A 17,045-nucleotide genomic window follows, 5' to 3' on the forward strand; every position below is an offset into this window, starting at 1 on the left:
AGTTATAATACAATCTTTTAAATTATTATTTTGCTGGTTTGTAAAAATTGTATAATTTAGTAATCTAATCACAAACAAATTTGAAAAATATTATGTTCGAACATCAAATTAAGTATGAGTATGACCGCATAAGTGAAATTTCTGAGGAGATTTCTAATATTAATTTTGTCAGCTTGTCAGAAATTTTCTCAGATGATAATTTTTACTATAATTATTTCAGAGCAATAGCAAATTATCAGAATTTTCAGAATTTGGCTCTATTATCATCGACTGATTATTATCCTAATAATTTACTTACAAATGCCGATGCAGAAGCTGCCTTGAGCAATTATCAAATATTATATTCCGAAATCAGTAAAGAACAAGTTTCTCAGATGCTTGGCACTGCAGTTGATTTGAGATTTAATTATATCATCAGACCAATAACAACTATTGTTTCATTCATTTTCTCTGAGAATCTAACTATTTCAGCGATAGAAGCTAATCATAAAATTAGTTATTTCTCAGGTCACAATGAAATAGTCAATCTTTCTAAAGAAATCATTGCAGAAGTTCTCAATAGAAATAAAATTGATTTTATACACAAGCCGGCTTTTGAAAAATCTTTAAAAACAGCTCTGCAAAAGCATTTAGCTAATCTTGATGCTGAAGGTATCGTTGATTTTGCTGATGATGTGTACGAATTGTTTTTAGAGTTGGACGCAAGAGAACTTATTAATTTATCTCTAATGATATTCTTCGATGATTTGGAAATATACGGATTGGTTGATTTACTCGAAGAAAACAATCAACAATTAGCTTCGTTTGATAAATCTTTACTTGTAGGCATTATTGAGAATAATGTTTCTGAGATAGATATTGGTTTCGAACATGGTGAATTAATAGAAGATTCGAGTGAGGAATCTAGAAATATTGAATTAGAAGATTTCAATTTTTCCGAGAATATTAATGAAAGTGAAGCAGTAAATGAACTAGTTGATGAAATTGAGGATATTACCAATCACCCGGCTGATATTAACAATGATTTTCAAATAGTTGATTTTCTTGATAATGAGAATGTTAACCATAATTTAAATCATGATATTGAAATTGACAATCCAACGGTGAAATTTGATGAAACAGAGTTTGATAACGATTTAATTGCCTTTAAAAATATTATATCTGAGTTACCAACTCGCGATATAGAAGATAACGATACTAATCTTGACAGTTATCTTGGAAAGTTCTCAGATATACTTGAAGAATTGAAAAACATTGATTAATAATATATAAATTAAAATATTGATATTTAAAATGATTACTTTACTAAGAAATATTTCTTCGCTTGTTACTGTAAATACAAATGGAAAAAATTATAAAATTGGTCAGGAATTAAATGACATCGGTGAAATCAAGAATGGTGCAATGCTTTTTTCTGATAAAATTTTGTGGTTGGGAGAAGATTCCGATGCTGATAATTATCTGATTTCGTTAAATATAAGACCTGATGAAATTATTGATATGACCGGTATGACAATTCTTCCGGGTTTTGTTGACAGCCATACACACATAGTATTTGCCGGGGACCGCTCAAGGGAGTTTGGCAGGCGGCTACAGGGAGTAACTTATAAGCAAATCGCTGAAGAAGGAGGTGGAATTCAGACTACAGTTAAGGCAACAAGAAATGCCGATATAGATAAGTTATATCAAAATGGCGAAAAATTGCTTATTTCAGCAATCAAACACGGAACAACATCCTTTGAGATTAAAAGTGGTTACAGCCTTACAACTGAAGGAGAAATCAATCAGCTTAAAGCTATAAGAAAATTGAAAGAAAATTTTCATTGTGAAATAAAATCAACCTTCCTTGGTGCTCACGATTTTCCGATTGAATATCGTGAAAAAAAGCAGGCTTATATTGATTTGCTATGCCATGAAATGATTCCGAAAGTTGCTGAAATGCAGCTTGCTGACTATTGCGATGCTTTTGTTGATGATGGATATTATACTATTGAACAGGGCAGAGAAGTGCTACTTGCTGCTAAAAATCATGGACTAAAAGTGCGGCTTCACGCTGATGAACTTGCCGATGTTTCTGCCGGAAAACTTGCTGCTGAAATGGGTTGCCTTTCAGCTGACCACTTGCTATTTGTTTCTGATGAAAGTCTAGATGCTATGAAAGATGCAGGCACAGTTGCTTGCTTGCTTCCAGGAACAGCTTATTTCATCAGAATGCCTTATGCAGATGCAAGGAATATAATTGATAAAGGGTTAATTACAGCTATTGCGACAGATACAAATCCTGGTTCATCATTTACTGAGAATATGCAGATGATACTCTCCTTATCAGTTATAAACATGAAAATGAGTGCCGAAGAAGCAATTTCAGCGGCTACTATCAATGGTGCTTATTCCATTGAAATTGCAGACAGTAAAGGTAGTCTCGAAATTGGAAAGGATGCTGATTTTGCAGTTTATGACTGTGGTAATTATGCTGATATTATGTACCATTTTGGTATAAATCAAGTTATTGAAACCCGGATAAAAGGGAAAAAGTTTTAAATACATAATATATTTACATGGAGTAGAAAATGGCTTTTGAATTAACAGGAAGACTGATTGAAAAATATGATGCTCAGCAAATGAATGAGAACTTCAGAAAAAGGGATTTTGTGATTGAGGTAATTACAAATTACAGTGGAAATCAGTTCAGCGATTTTATTAAATTTCAGTTAACACAGGATAGATGTAACTTGTTGGATTTATTTAAGATTAATGATTATATCAGGGTAAATTTCAATATCAAAGGCAGAAAATGGGAAAAAGAAGGAAATATCAACTATTTCAACACTATGGATGCATGGAGAATCGAAAAAGTTGACGATTATGATTTGAGACCTTTTGATGATAATTTGGTTGTACCTGAAAGTAATGACGTACCGTTCTAGAAGTATCTATCTTTAAATATATTTATAAATTACAGCCTTGATTATCTTTTAAGAAATCTACAATCTTCAGGCTCGATGATTTAACTTTTTGGGGCGAACTTGTATGTTCGCCCTTATATATTTTACATAACCACTAAATTATTTGACTGTTTGTTAAATTGAATATTATCCTTCTTCCAATATATGAAAATATTAATCTAAATTTTATATTGATTAATTCAAAAAAAATATTTCAAAGAACTACAGTCCGACAATATGACGCATCTCAGATGTCATAGTGGCATACCGCTGGCATGACTTTCAGATATTATGTCTTACTTGAATGACAATATTGATTACATTAACTGACAAATTATCACAAACTTAGCATTGGCACACTTTTCGTAATATCAAATTCGAATTAATTTTCAAAAATTTTATAATTATCTAAGGAGTTTTAAAAATGGGATACTACAGATTTGATCCGGCTAATGGTCTTGAAAGTGTTATCAGACAAATAAAGCATGCTGCTGATGAAATTAACAAAGGAGTTAATATCGAAACTTCTGCTTTCAAGCCAAGAATTGATATTACAGAGACAAACGGAGAATTTTCAATATATGTTGAACTTCCGGGGGTTGATAAATCGCAAGTCAATATTTCGGTTAATGATGACAAGGTACTGAATATCAAAGGTACAAAATCCAGGGAAAATTTTGAAGGCAGAACAAATCATATGAACGAAAGAAAATTCGGTGAATTTACACGTTCACTTCAGCTTCCTGAAGATGCAGATATTGAAAAAATTGCAGCTAAATACTTAAATGGCATTCTTGAACTTTCGATTCCAAAGAAAGAACCAGAACAGCCAAAAGTAATTGAGGTCAAAATAAGTTAATTTTTTAAATTAAATTATAAAATTAAGAGGAGGTTATAAAAATGACTTTAGCAAAGTATGATCCGTATCGCGGTTATGGCAACTTAACCCGAAGAATGAAAAGCTTAATTAATACATTCGACCCGCAGATATCTTTTGAAACCGGTGGTTTTCTACCGAGAGTTGATATCTCGGAATCAGAGAAACAATTATATATTCAGGCGGAAATGCCGGGACTCTGCAAAGAGGACTTTAAATTAACCGTCAGCGATGATAAAGTCTTGATTCTCAAAGGCACAAAGAAACGTGAATCTGAAGAAAGTAATGATGAAAATGGTTTATCCTACCACCGAATTGAACGTTCTTCAGGTGAATTCACAAGAAGTTTTGCATTACCTGATTATGTGGATGGAAGTAGCATAAATGCAAAGTTTGAGAATGGAGTTCTAACTATCTCATTTAATAAAATTGTACCCGCTCAGCCAAAAGAAATCGAGATTTCAGTATCGTAATATTTGGGGAATGATTAGTTCCCCAAATATATTAAGCGTAATAAAGTTTTATAAAACGTAATTAAACTTAAATCAAATAAATTAATTAAATAATTGTAAATATAAGGAGATATATTATGTCTTACTATCGTTTTGACCCATTCAGAGGAATGGAACAGGTAATAAAGAAATTTCAGCAAATGTCTGAAGAAATTGAAAAAGGAATCACTGTCGAATATGGCAGTTTCTCACCCAGAATTGATATAAGCGAAGATGAGAAAAACCTTTATCTTGTTGCAGAATTGCCCGGCATCAGCAAAGAGGATGTAAAAGTATCAATTAATGAAGATAATTATATCTTTATAAAAGGTATTAAAAAAAGACCTTTTGATACTAAATATGAAGCAGAAAATGGCGAAGTCCAAAAGGAAGAGAGAACGTATATCAAAGCAGAACGCTCTTATGGTGATTTCTCACGTAGCTTCATTCTACCTGATAACATTAATAAAGAAAGTATTTCTGCTCAATATGATAATGGTTTGCTTAAAGTCACACTTGAAAAAATTGAGCCTGCAAAACCAAAGGAAGTTGAAATCAGTATATCATAATCATTTATGATATTTTTTAGAAGAAGAGGTTGCCCGATCGGGTTACCTCTTTTTTTTGTTAAATTGATTGTATTGATTGTTAGATTTTATATGTCTTAATATTTTATATTATAAAGAAACATTAATTATACAATCATTTTTTCGTATTTTTGTATTTATGCATATTTGACTTTTCAAATAATAATTTACATTTTTTTTAGGTTAGTGAATGATTCCTGTTGATTACAAAAAATATCCATTTATAGCAAAGATTCGTCATCATGTTTCATCTAATAATTATTTGCCGATATCAGATTTGAGTATAATGCCTGAAAATTATCCGGAGCCTGTTGAAAAATTAAATTGGAATAATGTATTTATAAATGGCAAAAAGCCGAATGTTTTGGATATTGGCTGTGGAAAGGGCGTATTTCTAATATCTTATGCTTTGGAAAATTCTAACGAAAATGTTCTTGGGTTGGAAATCCGCTCTGAAGCTGTAGAGTGGATAAATATGGTCGTAAGTGGTGAACAAATCCCTAATTGTAAAGCATTACATTACACAGTAGCCAATGGTTTGCCGTTTATTGAAGATGAAACAATAGAGAGTATATTTTATTTATTTCCTGACCCTTGGCCCAAAAGAAGACATTATCGCAGGCGAGCTTTTACTGAAAGTTTTCTTCGGGAATGTTATAGGGTGCTCATTCCGAACGGGAATTTATTTCTTGCGACAGATGTAGATTATGTACATGAATATCAGACAAAAGTATTAAATAAATTCGCTAAATTTAGTTTAGTTGAATTATCAGATAGAAGTGGCTGGAATCTTCCTTCTACTAATAAAGAAAACTTCTGCTTAAGAAAGAATATACCAGTTTTTAGATTAATTTGCAGTAAAATATCATGAACGAAACAATTCAATCTATGGACCTGATTGTCAAATTACTAGAGTCTCAGTTTATTCCAAAGATTTTAATTTCATTAGTTATTATTCTTGTGCTTCTTTTTATCAGATGGTTAGTTCTAAGGGCTATCAACACATATTTTCATGATGTCAGAATACGCTATACCTGGCGTAAATGGACGACTCATATTGGCTTCTTACTAAGTGCCATTCTCATAATCAGTGTATGGTTTAAGGAATTCAGTTCAGTTTTAACATTTTTAGGTTTATTATCGGCAGGTATAGCAATTGCTCTGCGTGAGCCTGTTGTTAACTTCTTCGGTTGGGTATTTCTTCTGTGGCGAAAACCATTCAGCGTTGGCGACAGGATAAAAATTGGTGATGACACCGGAGATGTTATTGATATAAGAATATTTCAATTTTCATTAATGGAAGTAGGAGCTTGGGTTGGTAGTGACCAATACACAGGTCGCGTAATTGATGTTCCTAATGGAAAAGTATTCTCATATCCTCAGTATAATTTTTCCAAACAATTTCCACTTATTTGGAATGAACTTTCTTTCCGCGTTACTTTTGACAGTAATATAGAGAAAGCAAAACAATTGATTTTCGATTCTATTAGCCAGTCGGATATTGATGTAAGTACCGATGACACAGATAAATTGAAAGATGTGATTGAAAACTTTGTTACTTACAATGTTTCAACTGAACCTGCTGTTTATTACAAAGTTGTTGAGAATGGTATACAGTTTACTTTCAGATATTTATGCAGATTCAATCGGAGAAGACTAACTGAACAAATGATATGGGAAAAGCTAATTGATAAAATATTTAAGGATGATAAAGTGAAATTTGCATATCCTACACAGAAATTTATTGGTGGGATAGATAGTCAAAATTCAAGTAATGACAATTATAATATAGTTTAATATTAAACGTGAATTTATATGAGAACAATTTAAAAACTCATCTTTTGATGTTAATGATGTACAAATTGATGTTTATAAATATTGAAATTGTAAATAAATTTTGAAAAAAATACTCAGGAAAAATAATGCCGTTTATCAGGTCAATTTCAGGTTTACGAGCAACACTTGGTGATGGACTAAAGCCTTGTTTATTAGCTCAGTATGCTTATGCTTTTGCTGAAACAATTCCGATTAAGAAAGTAGTAATTGGCAGAGATGGCAGACCATCAGGCAAATGGATTGAAAGCGTTATAACAGGTGCATTAGTCGCTGCAGGCTGCCAGGTCAGACAAATTGGTATGGCTCCTACCCCTACTGTACAGCTTGAAGTTGAGCATTCAAATGCCGGAGGTGGTATTGCTATAACAGCATCACATAATCCCGGTATTTGGAACGGTTTGAAATTTATCAATTCTCAAGGTATTTTTTTAGATGCTGAAGAAAATTATAAATTATGGAAAATTGTTGATCAGCAAACCGAAATAACTTCAAATGAAAGTTTAGAATTTTATGATATTCTTCACGATAAGAATGCTCAAAAAAGACATATTAAAATAATTGCCGACCTTGACTTCATCAAAAAAAATATAAGAATTATCAGGAACCGAAAACTTAAAGTTGTTGTGGATGCTGTAAATGCATCAGGCTCCTATATTGTTCCGGAACTCCTTCGAGAATTTGGATGTGAAGTCATAGACCTGAATTGTGACGGCTCTGGAATTTTTCCTCACACTCCAGAGCCGCTTCCAGAGAATCTTCTTGATTTAGCCAATACTGTAAGGGCAGTAAAAGCTGATTTGGGTCTTGCTGTTGACCCTGATGCAGATAGATTAGTTCTTATTGATGAAAATGGGAATCCTATTGGTGAGGAGAAAACTATCGCCCTATGCGTTGAATCATTGCTTAGAACAAGCGATAAAAGAGGTAATATTGTTATAAATCTTTCAACTTCTTCAATGACTGAAATAATTTCCTCAAAATATGGATGTAAAACTTTGCGAAGTCCGGTTGGTGAGATTAATGTTGTAAAATTAATGAAAGAAAGCATTGCCATTATAGGTGGTGAAGGTAGCGGAGGTGTAATTCTGCCTGAATGTCACTATGGTCGTGATTCGATGGTTGGAATTGCACTGGTACTCAATCTCTTAGCTGAGTCTAAGAAAACTTTGTCCGAATTATCAAGTGAGCTACCGAATTTGATAATGGTTAAGAAGAAAAAGGATTTTACAGGCAGCTTAGATGAGTTATTCAATAAACTTCAAAGCAAGTATTCCGGCTTTGAGATAACTATGAATGATGGAATTCGTATTGATTTCGATAATAAATGGGTACAACTCAGAGCATCAAATACAGAGCCTATTGTAAGGGTTATAGCTGAAGCTGAAAATCAGTCAGATGCACAAGTTCTTGCTGATGAAATAATGGATTTAGTTAATTGAGAATAATAGTATTGGAAATTAGTAAATGAATAATCGGGTAACTATAGGACTTTTAATGTTGACCAAAAACAGTCGTTCAACTGTTCAGGCGGCACTGAATTCGGCATCTCCTTATATGAGTCAAATGGTGGTTGTCGATACCGGTTCCGAAGATGACACTGTTCAAATAGCAATCAGAAGTGGTGCAGAAGTTTATTTCTTTAACTGGATTGACGATTTTTCAGCAGCTAGAAATTTTGCACTAAAGCATATTCATACGGATTGGGTTCTGATGCTTGATTCCGATGAGGTTTTAAGTTTTTTTGATATTGAAATTTTCTATCAGTTAATTGATAAAATAAATATTGGCGGAATAAACATTTTAATTGACAATATGCTTGAAAGGGAAGGAAATTTTACCACATCAAGTCATCGCTATACAAGATTATTTAAACGTGACGACAGTTTTTTCTTCACAGGTAAAATTCACGAGCAAATCAGAAACAGTATTGAAGCAGGCGGATTTGAAATTATTGAGTCAGATTTCAAAATATTACACATGGGTTATCAAAATTTCGATAAACAAAAAAACGAAAGAAACACCAGATTACTACAGATTGACAGCAGTGAAAACCCAGAAGATGACTGGCTCAAATTACACTTGGCTGAAACTCATTTTACTGCAGGAAGAATTATTGAAGCAGAAGGCTTACTCAATGAAATTTTGTATTCAAAAATGCTTTCAGTGAAACAAAAAGAACTCGCTAAATTAAGACTTGCTCAGATTTCTTTAGGAAATGATAACTATCAGGAATCAATTAATTTGACTGAATTTTCAAGTGATGATTTTCAAAATGAAGCACTGAGACTATATGTCAGGGGTACTTCTTTTCTATTTATGAAAAAATATGAAGAATCAATTCATTTATTAGAAAAATGTCTGGCGGTTGATTCGCCATCATTAGTGCAATCGGATGTAAGAAGAGTACTTGAATTAGCAAAAAAACTTTTTAATTAAATTTACTACATGATAAATTTAATTAATTCAGTGTTACACTTTTATTAGTAATTTTAATTTAACACAGCAATATAATGACAGAATCTCAAATCGAAAAATATTTGGTAAAACCTGGAACAAGCATAAATCTGCATAAGATTGACGCTTCCGAGTATAAAACATACAAAGGCAATAAAGAAACTGCCTTTGAAGAAGTCCGACAAATGAATATGAAGCTGGATGAACTTCAAAAGATTCAAAATGGCGAAAAAAAACATAAGGTTTTGATTGTTTTTCAAGGAATGGATGCAAGCGGTAAAGATGGTGCCATCAGAAATGTTTTTCACAGTGTAAATCCGAGTGGTGTTTATGTTGCGCACTTCGGAGCTCCATCGAGAAAAGAGCTGAGTCATGACTTCCTTTGGAGAATACATCAGGCTGCTCCTGCAAATGGCGAAATGGTGATTTTCAATAGGAGTCATTATGAAGATGTTCTGATAGTTCGTGTTCAGAATCTCAAACCAAAAGAAGTATGGCAAAGACGATTTCATCATATTGTAAATTTTGAACGGCTCTTATATGACGAAGGGACTAAAATTTATAAATTTTACCTCCATATCAGCAATGAAGAACAAAGACGAAGACTTCAGTCAAGAGTGGATAATCCGGACAAACATTGGAAAATCGAACCAAACGACTTTAAAGACAGAGAATTATGGAATGATTATATTGATGCATATAATGATGTGTTAAATAGAACAAGTCGCAAATGGGCGCCATGGTATATTATACCGGCTAATAAAAAGTGGTATCGGGATTTGATTATTTCAAATATTTTAGTCAAGGAATTATCCCAGCTTAAGATGAAATATCCAAAACCTAAGATTGATTATTCTGGAATAGTTGTCAAATAAAAGATTTAATTTTACTGTAAATACACCTTTCGGCTGTAAACTTGCCGCCAAATTTTGCTGTAACATCTTGTCTCAAAATTGGTGAATGATTTGTCAGGTATTCATTCATCTTATCCTGACTTGTTAAATAGTAGTCAACTCTGAAATTTACGGTTTCATCTGATTCTATCTCTTTTAGAAATTCGTAACCTATGAAACAACCTGTATTCATAACATCACCGATATGTTTCTCTGTCATGAAATTAGTCCATTCTGATTCATACTTTTTGTCGAGTTTAATAAATACACTATAAACAATCATTATAATTTATTTCCTTAATTTGTTTCAGATGCCTGGTCTGAATATTTCTTTTTTCCTGCAAGTTTAGCAACTAAAATACTGATTTCATATAGAATTATTAGCGGAATTGCAAAAAATAATTGATTAATAGGGTCAGGTGTAGGTGTGATAATTGCTGCCAGTATTAAAATAACAACAAGCGAGTGACGCCAATATTTTCTTAGCATTTTTGAGTCAATTATACCAAGCTTTGCAAGAACAAATGACATCATAGGCATTTCAAAAATAAGTCCGCTGGCAAGAAGTATCATTGTCATAAATCCGAAATACTCAGTTACGTCAACATCGGTTCGAATAATTGATGTACCGAAGGTAGATGCAAACTCAAGCATAGTCGGTATCATGAAAAAATAAGCAAAGGAAATACCAATCATGAAACAAACAGATGTAAAGAATGTGATTTTGGCTACCCAATTTCGCTCATTATCGTAAAGACCCGGAGCTATGAATTTCCATAATTGGTATAATACAAATGGAAATGCTACTATGAAACCACTCATAAAAATTACTTTGAAATACAGAAGCGGCATACCAAATGGTCTAAGGTTTTGTAAGGATATATTAGCTTTCGATGCAGGCTGCAAAAGGATGATATTCATTATCGGATCAATGAATATACCGGTTAATATGCAAGCGGCTATAACTCCGATAAAAGCATATATTATTCTATTTCTTAACTCTTCAAGATGTTCGAAGAAACCTACTTCTGTAGTTTCTTCTTCCTGTTTATCCTTTTGTTCACTCATTTGTAATTTCGAAATAAAACACAATTTTTCCAAATTTATCATTACGAATTATGCAAAGATAATATATTATTTTCGATTAATGCTTATATTGAAAATATTTTTTGATTTTCAATATTCAAAATGAAACTTATAAACAATATTTTATCAAAAATATTGTCATTTTTATATCTTAATTAATATACCCGTAACAATAAAATAGGTAAAACTATGAATAATCCTCATTGGATAGACGATTTATCTGCTTCTATAGATTCAATGGATACAGCAAAATTTGTTTCATTTATGACTGATGATGCTGTACTTACTTTTGGAAACGCTCCTGCTGTTGCAGGAAAAGATAATATTTTTCAGGTAATAGACGGATTCTTTAAAAGCATAAAGAAATTGGTGCACCATGATTATATTACTATTCAAGAAGCAAACAAAGTTGTAGTTCCCGGAACTGTAACATATACAAGACATGATGATACTATTCTAAGTGTCGGATTTTGTAATGTATTTACTATGAAAGATAATTTAATAAGTGAATATAGAATTTATGTTGATATTTCTCAACTGTATATATAATTCCTAATGAATCTTTTATATTTCAGTACCGTTTTATAATTAAGACGGTACTTTTTTTTAGTTTCAAAAAAATAACGATTATGATAATTAAAAAATCATTATTTTCGTTGTAGTTAAAAAAGACAAAATTGATAATGTTAAGATTAATAGACAGATATATTTTAAGGATACACTTCGCACCATTTATTTTTGGTACGGGTACTGTCATATTTATACTTCTTATGCAGTTTTTGATGATTTCCCTCGGAGAGCTTGTAGGCAAAGGATTAAGTGAATGGCTTATTCTAAAGCTGATTGTTTTTAACATGGCTTGGATGGTTATTCTTGCAGTTCCTATGGGTGTACTTTTTTCTACATTGATGTCATTTGGCAGTATGGGAATGGCTCACGAAGTTACAATTGTTAAAGCAAGTGGTGGCTCAATTCTTCGTATGATGATTCCCGTAATAACAGGCTCAGTATTTTTATATCTTGCTTTGTTCTATTTTAATGATATAATTCTGCCTGAGTCGAATCTTCAAGTAAAAATAATGATGAATGATATTCAAAGGAAGAAACCAACTTTTGCTTTGGAATCAGGATTATTCTCTACTCAGCTTGATGGGTATACTATTTTGGCAAGGAATGTAGACTCATTGTCTGGTTCTCTCAGCGGTGTTACTATATATGATATGACAAAATTTCAAAGCAGAAATATAATATCATCAGATTCCGGTTGGATTTCATTTACTCCTGATTATAAAAAGCTGGTCCTTGACCTGAAAGAAGGTGAAATTCATCAGTTCTCTGTTAATAATGTTGATGATTACAAGATTATTCGTTTCAGTGACTATAGAATCGCAATGAATGCCTATGGTTTCTCCTTTGAGCAATCCCGTGCTGATATGGTCTCTAAAGGTGACCGCGAAATGAATGTGATTGATATGAACGAAATTGTTTCAACTGCTGATTCAAACAAAGCTCTTATTTTAGCAAGAGTGGATTCTGTAATAAAAAAAAATATTGATGATTTGATTAATGGAAAGCCTGAATTAAAAATTGACACAACATATTATGATGAAAAAGACGATATTATTGTTGTATCAGATAAATTGGAATCCGAAATTGATAATTCAACTAAGCAGGAACATAAGAAAGTAATCCAAAAGGTTGTAGCTGAAAATAATATTGGAAAAGCTAAAAAAGACACTGCACCAGAAAAAACTTATGCAGAAAAAGTTCGTGAAAAATTCAATCGTGCAGTAAGCTCAGGAAACACAGATTTAAATCCCGATACAATTTATTCGGATGCAACAAAGGAAGAATTATCTAAGAAAATTGAAATTGAAAGAGAGAAAATTATATCAGATTCAATTAAAGAAGTTCTGGTTAAATCCGCTCTGGAAAAGCAATCAAAATTGGTCAAAGATTCTAAAAAAAGTACAAAAATTAATCAGAAAGCAATTAAAGAAAAACATATTGAGCCTGATATCGTAATTCCAAATTATGTTCAATCTCAGGATACTGCGTATAATGAAGTGCTCAGTCGGGTAGTGCAAAATGTAAATATTATGAAATCCAGCATTCAGGCTGATGTAAATAATACTACTTTCTTCGAGAAACGAGCAAGACAATATAAAGTTGAAATTTATAAAAAATATGCTCTACCATTTGCTTGTGTGATTTTTGTACTTGTAGGTGCTCCATTGGGGATTATTACAAAAGGCGGAAATTTTGGTGTCAGTGCAGGAATAAGTCTGCTTTTTTATGTATTTTACTGGGCTTGTCTGATTGGTGGTGAAAAGCTCGGAGACAGGGGTATTATAGCTCCATGGCTTGCTATGTGGATGGCTAATATCATCTTAGGGGCTATTGGTCTATTATTGACACTTAAAGTTAATTATGAAACTTTTGACTTGAAATACATTCTGTCATTATTCAACAAGAAATAATTTTTAGATGTTGTTTTTGAATTTTAATTGACTTAAAAATGCTCTTAAAAGATACTATTTTATTTTTTTAATCGTTTTCATATTTTTATTTTAATTAAGTTTTGGAATTAAATGGCTGTTATACCGATATATAATTGTTTTCATCCTGTATTGAAAAAAAAGACAAAAAAAATTATGAATATTGATGATGATATCAACACATTAGTCAAAAACATGTTTGATTCACTTTATAATATTTCGAATGGAGTTGGGTTAGCAGGCAATCAAGTCGGACATGAAAAATCCTTGTTTATTACAGATTTAAGTATCGGTTCGGATAATCCAAAAACAGAGCCAATGGTTTTCATTAATCCTGAAATTCTTGAATTCTCAGACGAAGAAGACGATTACTCAGAAGGTTGCCTTAGCATTCCAGATTATTACGAAAAAGTTACAAGACCTGTAAAAATTAGTGTTAAGTATTACGACCTTAAAGAGAAAGAGCACATAAGAGATTTAGAAGGTTTTCATGCACGTGTATTTCAACATGAGTACGACCATTTGCTAGGAATTTTGATGTATGAAAGATTATCACCTATACGAAGAACTTTATCAAAGAATAAGCTGAACAGACTTAAACGCGGACAGATTATTCCGGATTATCCGATGATTCAGCCTGATGGTTCATTAACAGGGGAAGATAGAATAAAGGAGGCAGTCTAAATGGCAGTATTATCAATCGAAAGTAACGGTTTACTTGAGAAAACTGCCGTCTATTACAACGGCAGTCAAATATCCGGTATAAAAGAATTATTTCTTAATATTGATGAGGAAGGAACTTTTGACGCTCTAATTCAATATGAAGGCTCTGATAAGCAGCTTTATACCAAGAATATATTTTCGGATAATTTAGTTAATTTAAAGATAGTTCCTCCTTCATTTACTGAAGAAGAAGCAGCTGCACTGCAATTATTTACAGTTGAAAGTGATGGAGAACTCGAAAATACAATTATTTATATCAACGACGAAGCTCAAGAAGGTGTCGTCAATATTTTTCTGCATATTAAGGCAGTTAAAAACAAATCAGGTTTTCTTTCGTTTCTGAAACAGAGTCCTGAAACTTACAATCAAGACTTGATTTTTAAGTCAGAGATTACTTTTAGAAACGAAGATGATACTTTAGAAACAGAGGAGATTTTTTTATGATTAAACTCAAATCATTGTTGATTTTTACTTTAGCAATTTTAATTAGTGCTAATACAGATATTTACTCAGAAGCACTTATAAATTTTGGAAGAATTTCAGGCAGTATTTCAGAATATTCTACAAATGGACTAAACCTCGAAAGATACATTTCTGCACGTCGTGGCGGGAGTTTCAGAGGTTCAAGAAGCAGAAGCAGCTCACGTTCAAGTAGTCGTTCTACTGCCAGAAGTGCACCAAAAACCAATCCACAGAAAACCCCAAGTTTTGGTGGTAAGAGAATGTCTTCACAGCAAGCGCAAGCAAAATATGGAACTCCAAGAAGAGTTCAGCCTATGCAAGGACAGAATGCTGCAGGTTCTCCTGTTAATTATAATGTTCATCACTATGGCGGCTTCTCAAGTTCACTAATGACCGGTTATATGATGGGAAATATGGCTTGGTGGATGATGATGCCTGCTATGATGTATTCAAGACCTGTTTATGTAGAGAAAGAAGATGGGCAAATAGATGTTTATCCCCCGAGCTTTGATTGGGGAAAATTATTCATGATTTTAGCAATTATAGCAGTAGTTGTTTATTTTATAAGAAATGCAAGAAGAGCAAAAAATCAAATACAGCAGGGATATTCAAATTCATCATTTAGTTGACATCAATTGATATTAAATTTTTTATTATTTCTTAATTAAAAAATGCTGCTTCTTAATGAAAGCAGCATTTTCTTTAAATCTAAAATAAAACCAATTGTTTATACATACTCAAGTTTGGCGGTAAAATGTCTTAAGTATTTAGCTTCATAAGCGATTCTCATGCCACGTAGTTTGCTTCTGTTTTGGTAGGTTTCAATACAAGCTTCAGCAACGTAGTCAGTATGAGCTTGTGTATAAACTCTGCGTGGAATTGCCATACGAACAAGTTCCATCGGTGGAGCAATGTGATTACCATTTGCATCTTTTTTGCCAAACATAAGTGAGCCGATTTCAACTGAACGAACGCCACCAACAAGGTAAAGTTCGCATAAAACGCTTTGTCCGGGTAAATTATGAGGAGGTATATGTGGGACAAATCTTTTTGCATCAAGATATACAGCGTGACCGCCAGTTGGCTCAAGAATCGGGACTCCTGCTTCAAGTAGTTTATTGCCCAAATATTTAATCTGACCAATTCTGTATTCCAAATAATGCTCATCAAGTACTTCTTCAAAGCCTTGAGCCAAAGCTTCCAGATCGCGGCGTGTCATACCTCCGTAAGTAAGAAATCCTTCCATAATTATCAAAAGCACTTTTGCTTTTTCTGCAAGTTCATCATCATTTAGTGCAAGGAAACCACCGGTATTTGATAGACCATCTTTTTTGGCTGACATTGTAGCCCCGTCACAATATGAGAACATTTCCTGAGCAATTTCACGAATAGTCTTATTCTCATAACCTTTTTCACGTGATTTAATAAAATATGCATTTTCGGCGAAACGACAGGCATCTAAAATAAGCGGAATACCATATTCTTTACATAATGCTTTAGTTTCTTTGATATTCTGCATAGATACGGGCTGCCCGCCTGCAGTATTATTCGTAACGGTAAGCATACAAAGAGGTATATTCTCAGGACCACGTTCAATGATTAACTCTCTAAGCTTATTGATATCCATATTTCCTTTAAATGGGTCATGCGCTTCAGGAATCATTCCGACATTTACCAAATTATCAACAGCGTCTGCTCCCTGATATTCAATATTACCGCGTGTTGTATCGAAGTGGGAATTACTCGGAATCGTGATTCCCGGCTTGGCTACAAGTGTGAAAAGTATTTTTTCGGCAGCTCTGCCTTGATGAGTAGGAATAATATGCTTATAACCGGTTAAATTAATTACAGCATTTTCAAATTTGTAGTAACTCCTGCTACCTGCATAAGCTTCATCTCCATCCATAAGTCCTGCCCACTGTTTGCTGCTCATTGCTGTTGTGCCACTGTCAGTAAGTAAGTCTATTGTTACGTGCTCTGACCTTAAGAAAAAAGGGTTGTAAAATGCATCATGAAGATAATTTTCCCTCTGCTCACGAGTTGTAATCGGAATTTCTTCAACACTTTTAATTTTAAAAGGTTCTATTAATGTTTTCATTTTTATTGCTCATATATATTAAAATTAATTAAATCATACGAAAATAAGCATTTTTGGCGAAATATGAAAGAATTATTAAGAATTTGTCTGATATT

The 17,045-nt window shown here is 32.8% G+C and carries 19 protein-coding genes; 16 read left to right on the forward strand and 3 right to left on the reverse strand.

Annotated features, from left to right (window positions below; genetic code table 11):
- Positions 1–92: 92 nt before the first annotated feature.
- The 11 genes from KF896_02080 to KF896_02130 all read left to right on the forward strand — a co-directional run bounded on the left by KF896_02080 (position 93) and on the right by KF896_02130 (position 10,065).
- Positions 93–1,262, forward strand: a complete 1,170-nt coding sequence (locus KF896_02080; protein MBX3042480.1) for a hypothetical protein — start codon at positions 93–95, stop codon at positions 1,260–1,262.
- 31 nt (positions 1,263–1,293) lie between these two features.
- On the forward strand, positions 1,294–2,541 hold the full coding sequence (hutI, locus tag KF896_02085; protein ID MBX3042481.1) for an imidazolonepropionase: 1,248 nt from the start codon (positions 1,294–1,296) through the stop codon (positions 2,539–2,541).
- A 29-nt stretch (positions 2,542–2,570) separates the two neighbouring features.
- Complete coding sequence (locus KF896_02090) at positions 2,571–2,927, forward strand: DUF3127 domain-containing protein (protein MBX3042482.1); 357 nt, start codon at positions 2,571–2,573, stop codon at positions 2,925–2,927.
- Between the two features lie 442 nt (positions 2,928–3,369).
- Positions 3,370–3,804, forward strand: a complete 435-nt coding sequence (locus tag KF896_02095) for an Hsp20/alpha crystallin family protein (GenBank protein ID MBX3042483.1) — start codon at positions 3,370–3,372, stop codon at positions 3,802–3,804.
- Positions 3,805–3,845: 41 nt separating this feature from the next.
- Entirely contained in the window at positions 3,846–4,295 is a 450-nt protein-coding gene (locus tag KF896_02100) for an Hsp20/alpha crystallin family protein (GenBank protein ID MBX3042484.1), read from the forward strand.
- 116 nt (positions 4,296–4,411) lie between these two features.
- Positions 4,412–4,882 (forward strand): Hsp20/alpha crystallin family protein, encoded by a 471-nt coding sequence (locus tag KF896_02105; protein ID MBX3042485.1) that lies wholly within the window; start codon positions 4,412–4,414, stop codon positions 4,880–4,882.
- Between the two features lie 208 nt (positions 4,883–5,090).
- Positions 5,091–5,771 (forward strand): tRNA (guanosine(46)-N7)-methyltransferase TrmB, encoded by a 681-nt coding sequence (gene trmB, locus KF896_02110; GenBank protein MBX3042486.1) that lies wholly within the window; start codon positions 5,091–5,093, stop codon positions 5,769–5,771.
- Positions 5,768–6,697 (forward strand): mechanosensitive ion channel, encoded by a 930-nt coding sequence (locus KF896_02115; protein ID MBX3042487.1) that lies wholly within the window; start codon positions 5,768–5,770, stop codon positions 6,695–6,697. The genes trmB and KF896_02115 overlap by 4 nt, the downstream gene beginning before the upstream one ends.
- A gap of 122 nt (positions 6,698–6,819) precedes the next feature.
- Positions 6,820–8,175, forward strand: a complete 1,356-nt coding sequence (gene glmM, locus KF896_02120; GenBank protein MBX3042488.1) for a phosphoglucosamine mutase — start codon at positions 6,820–6,822, stop codon at positions 8,173–8,175.
- A 25-nt stretch (positions 8,176–8,200) separates the two neighbouring features.
- Positions 8,201–9,172, forward strand: a complete 972-nt coding sequence (locus KF896_02125) for a glycosyltransferase family 2 protein (GenBank protein ID MBX3042489.1) — start codon at positions 8,201–8,203, stop codon at positions 9,170–9,172.
- 74 nt (positions 9,173–9,246) lie between these two features.
- Positions 9,247–10,065: a polyphosphate kinase 2 family protein gene (locus KF896_02130; GenBank protein ID MBX3042490.1), complete on the forward strand. Its 819-nt coding sequence runs from the start codon at positions 9,247–9,249 to the stop codon at positions 10,063–10,065.
- On the opposite strand, the gene KF896_02135 is transcribed toward KF896_02130, so the two are convergent.
- Positions 10,058–10,366: a DUF4286 family protein gene (locus KF896_02135; GenBank protein ID MBX3042491.1), complete on the reverse strand. Its 309-nt coding sequence runs from the start codon at positions 10,364–10,366 to the stop codon at positions 10,058–10,060. The genes KF896_02130 and KF896_02135 overlap by 8 nt on opposite strands.
- A gap of 14 nt (positions 10,367–10,380) precedes the next feature.
- Positions 10,381–11,151, reverse strand: coding sequence for a twin-arginine translocase subunit TatC (gene tatC, locus KF896_02140; protein MBX3042492.1), 771 nt, complete (start codon positions 11,149–11,151; stop codon positions 10,381–10,383).
- A gap of 207 nt (positions 11,152–11,358) precedes the next feature.
- On the opposite strand from tatC, the gene KF896_02145 reads away from it, so the two are divergent.
- The 5 genes from KF896_02145 (at position 11,359) to KF896_02165 (ending at position 15,481) form a co-directional block, all read left to right on the forward strand.
- The gene (locus tag KF896_02145; GenBank protein MBX3042493.1) at positions 11,359–11,718 is read left to right on the forward strand and encodes a nuclear transport factor 2 family protein; all 360 of its coding nucleotides are present in this window, start codon (positions 11,359–11,361) and stop codon (positions 11,716–11,718) included.
- 134 nt (positions 11,719–11,852) lie between these two features.
- Complete coding sequence (locus tag KF896_02150; protein MBX3042494.1) at positions 11,853–13,649, forward strand: LptF/LptG family permease; 1,797 nt, start codon at positions 11,853–11,855, stop codon at positions 13,647–13,649.
- A 111-nt stretch (positions 13,650–13,760) separates the two neighbouring features.
- Complete coding sequence (gene def / locus KF896_02155; protein ID MBX3042495.1) at positions 13,761–14,351, forward strand: peptide deformylase; 591 nt, start codon at positions 13,761–13,763, stop codon at positions 14,349–14,351.
- Positions 14,352–14,834 carry a hypothetical protein gene (locus KF896_02160; protein MBX3042496.1) on the forward strand — a complete coding sequence of 161 codons (483 nt, stop codon included), beginning with the start codon at positions 14,352–14,354 and terminating at the stop codon, positions 14,832–14,834. It begins immediately after the preceding gene.
- Positions 14,831–15,481 carry a hypothetical protein gene (locus KF896_02165; protein ID MBX3042497.1) on the forward strand — a complete coding sequence of 217 codons (651 nt, stop codon included), beginning with the start codon at positions 14,831–14,833 and terminating at the stop codon, positions 15,479–15,481. Before KF896_02160 ends, KF896_02165 begins: the two co-directional genes overlap by 4 nt.
- Positions 15,482–15,579: 98 nt before the next feature.
- On the opposite strand, the gene KF896_02170 is transcribed toward KF896_02165, so the two are convergent.
- Positions 15,580–16,950, reverse strand: coding sequence for a tryptophanase (locus tag KF896_02170; protein MBX3042498.1), 1,371 nt, complete (start codon positions 16,948–16,950; stop codon positions 15,580–15,582).
- Between the last annotated feature and the right edge of the window lie 95 nt (positions 16,951–17,045).

The sequence above is a fragment of the Ignavibacteriota bacterium genome, assembly GCA_019637995.1.
Taxonomy (GTDB): Bacteria; Bacteroidota; Ignavibacteria; order Kapaibacteriales; family UBA2268; genus JANJTB01.

Bases quoted from the DNA above. Each gene is read 5' to 3' on its own strand.
- KF896_02080 (MBX3042480.1), top strand. From the start codon at position 93: ATGTTCGAACATCAAATTAAGTATGAGTATGACCGCATAAGTGAAATT.
- hutI (MBX3042481.1), top strand. From the start codon at position 1,294: ATGATTACTTTACTAAGAAATATTTCTTCGCTTGTTACTGTAAATACA.
- KF896_02090 (MBX3042482.1), top strand. From the start codon at position 2,571: ATGGCTTTTGAATTAACAGGAAGACTGATTGAAAAATATGATGCTCAG.
- KF896_02095 (MBX3042483.1), top strand. From the start codon at position 3,370: ATGGGATACTACAGATTTGATCCGGCTAATGGTCTTGAAAGTGTTATC.
- KF896_02100 (MBX3042484.1), top strand. From the start codon at position 3,846: ATGACTTTAGCAAAGTATGATCCGTATCGCGGTTATGGCAACTTAACC.
- KF896_02105 (MBX3042485.1), top strand. From the start codon at position 4,412: ATGTCTTACTATCGTTTTGACCCATTCAGAGGAATGGAACAGGTAATA.
- trmB (MBX3042486.1), top strand. From the start codon at position 5,091: ATGATTCCTGTTGATTACAAAAAATATCCATTTATAGCAAAGATTCGT.
- KF896_02115 (MBX3042487.1), top strand. From the start codon at position 5,768: ATGAACGAAACAATTCAATCTATGGACCTGATTGTCAAATTACTAGAG.
- KF896_02125 (MBX3042489.1), top strand. From the start codon at position 8,201: ATGAATAATCGGGTAACTATAGGACTTTTAATGTTGACCAAAAACAGT.
- KF896_02130 (MBX3042490.1), top strand. From the start codon at position 9,247: ATGACAGAATCTCAAATCGAAAAATATTTGGTAAAACCTGGAACAAGC.
- KF896_02135 (MBX3042491.1), bottom strand. From the start codon at position 10,366: ATGATTGTTTATAGTGTATTTATTAAACTCGACAAAAAGTATGAATCA.
- tatC (MBX3042492.1), bottom strand. From the start codon at position 11,151: ATGAGTGAACAAAAGGATAAACAGGAAGAAGAAACTACAGAAGTAGGT.
- KF896_02145 (MBX3042493.1), top strand. From the start codon at position 11,359: ATGAATAATCCTCATTGGATAGACGATTTATCTGCTTCTATAGATTCA.
- KF896_02150 (MBX3042494.1), top strand. From the start codon at position 11,853: ATGTTAAGATTAATAGACAGATATATTTTAAGGATACACTTCGCACCA.
- def (MBX3042495.1), top strand. From the start codon at position 13,761: ATGGCTGTTATACCGATATATAATTGTTTTCATCCTGTATTGAAAAAA.
- KF896_02160 (MBX3042496.1), top strand. From the start codon at position 14,352: ATGGCAGTATTATCAATCGAAAGTAACGGTTTACTTGAGAAAACTGCC.
- KF896_02165 (MBX3042497.1), top strand. From the start codon at position 14,831: ATGATTAAACTCAAATCATTGTTGATTTTTACTTTAGCAATTTTAATT.
- KF896_02170 (MBX3042498.1), bottom strand. From the start codon at position 16,950: ATGAAAACATTAATAGAACCTTTTAAAATTAAAAGTGTTGAAGAAATT.